This window comes from Bartonella sp. CE47NXGY, from assembly GCF_042195415.1.
Taxonomy (GTDB): domain Bacteria; phylum Pseudomonadota; class Alphaproteobacteria; order Rhizobiales; family Rhizobiaceae; genus Bartonella.
In genome coordinates this window covers 15,313-17,090 of the sequence record NZ_JBHIOI010000022.1, presented here as the reverse complement: position 1 = coordinate 17,090, position 1,778 = coordinate 15,313, and the positions used below count along the sequence as shown (strand labels likewise).

General features: G+C 47.1%; 1 protein-coding gene and 1 pseudogene. Both read right to left on the bottom strand.

Annotated features, from left to right (window positions below):
* Window positions 1–794: DUF935 family protein (locus ACFIL3_RS06945; RefSeq protein ID WP_375681973.1), on the bottom strand; the 794-nt coding region annotated here is incomplete at its 3' end.
* A gap of 12 nt (window positions 795–806) precedes the next feature.
* Window positions 807–1,778 (bottom strand): annotated as a pseudogene (locus tag ACFIL3_RS06940) (hypothetical protein); the annotation flags it as partial.

The window sequence follows — 1,778 nt, the reverse complement described above, 5'->3', positions numbered from 1 at the left end:
GCTGCCGCATCACTGGATAAATCACGCACTGCTTGAATGAGAACCCGTCGCTCCTCATGAGAAGAGCTTGCCCCATATTTACCCACACGCAAAGGCATGCCATAAACTTCTAAAAATGCCATCCAATCTTTCAGTGTATAAGACTTGAAGAGAAATGCCCAAGCTGCAAGCCGCGCAAGCCCAGAACGAATAGGCAAACCGCTTTTTAACTTGGGTCTGTGAATAGAAAATTTATAAGCAGGCAATTCACTTCCATTAAAAGACCCCTCTTCTTTTAAACGCAAATGAAAACCATCCCGCCGATCCAATTGAAAAAACCGCTGGTCACGCCATTTCCAAGCAACCGGCCACCATTCCTTGGCACTCTTGTCCCACAAGGTTTCTACAACCGCATAACCTTTCCCCAAAGCATCCAATAAATCCGTCACATAATCATCAACAAAGGTAGGCGCACTAATCACTTCCCGCACCGCATCTGCTATCTTTTTGTCCTGTGCACTATTGCTTGCGGCAATCACTCCAGGCTCCACCCCTGTGAGAGCATTTTTACGCATGCCAAGCACAGCACGATAATGCAAATCACGCTCTTCCATATCATCGGCAAGTTGGAAAAACTGCTCTGGATGACCCTCTGCTGCCTGTTGTAAAATATCAGCAAGTTGCGCAGGGGTCAGACCACTGACAATGGTTTGTGACCACACATCACGAACACCGCCAACGGTAGGGCTTGCAACTTCTCGCTCCAACCCTTTGATATTAAGCGCCCTGCCCCACTGATCTACAAGTTTTACCATCTCATCATCCCATCAATAAATTTTTGATCGCATTGTTGAAAAAAAAGGCGTTGAAAAGAGCGAGCTTTCATCAAAACGATAAGCCTCTCTCACAGGAGTATAATCATAAATTTCAGGAGTTTGGCGGCTGGCAAAATAAGCCAAAGCGCAAGCAATCGCGCTATCACCATGGCGCATAAAACCGTCACTGCCTTTAAAACGATGATTGTCTGGAATTTTCACAATGCCATTGACATAAGCAAGCGCTTGATGATCGGCAACAATGTCACTATCGCGCGGCAAAACAATCGTCCCATCCCCAAAAGCTTCTAAATAAGCCGGCATTTCCTTGCCATACCAACTTTGTGACAAGGGCACTTCCTTCACAAGAGCTCCATAACGTTGCGCCGCTTTTTCGGCTAAATAAGCCCCATTGCCCCGCGCATCTAACGCGCCGCCCATCAAACGCGGCAAACCATTCACCCCATAAAATAAAATCTCTCTTTGTTGATCAAACGGCGTATTGCGCAATTCCACCATAAACCGTACACGGCGCACCAAATCTTGTCCCACCTCCATCACCACAATCGATGTCGCATCGCCACTCCGCGCAAAATCAACACCAAAAACATGTTGGCGCCGCCGGTCAAGCCCAGCATGAAGAGGTTTTATATGCTTCTCACACCAAGCAAAAGCAGCAACACTTCGTTGATGTTCCGATTGATTTTTAAAATCATCCACACAAGCAAAACGCAACACCGCAATACCCGGAGCACAACAATTTTCAATCTGCAAACGTGTTAAAGCCGCCCCTTCTTGATCGGCTGGTATGGCATCTAATTCTTGGCGCATAGCAGCCAAACGCACCCCATAAGAGGCACGAATTTGCTCTTCCCATTGTTGCTCAGATGCTCGACTCCACACCTCCCCCTTCATGGCACAAACCCGTTTAAACAAGCCATTTTTAACAGCAACACCAAAGGGGTAACAATGCACCGAAAAAGG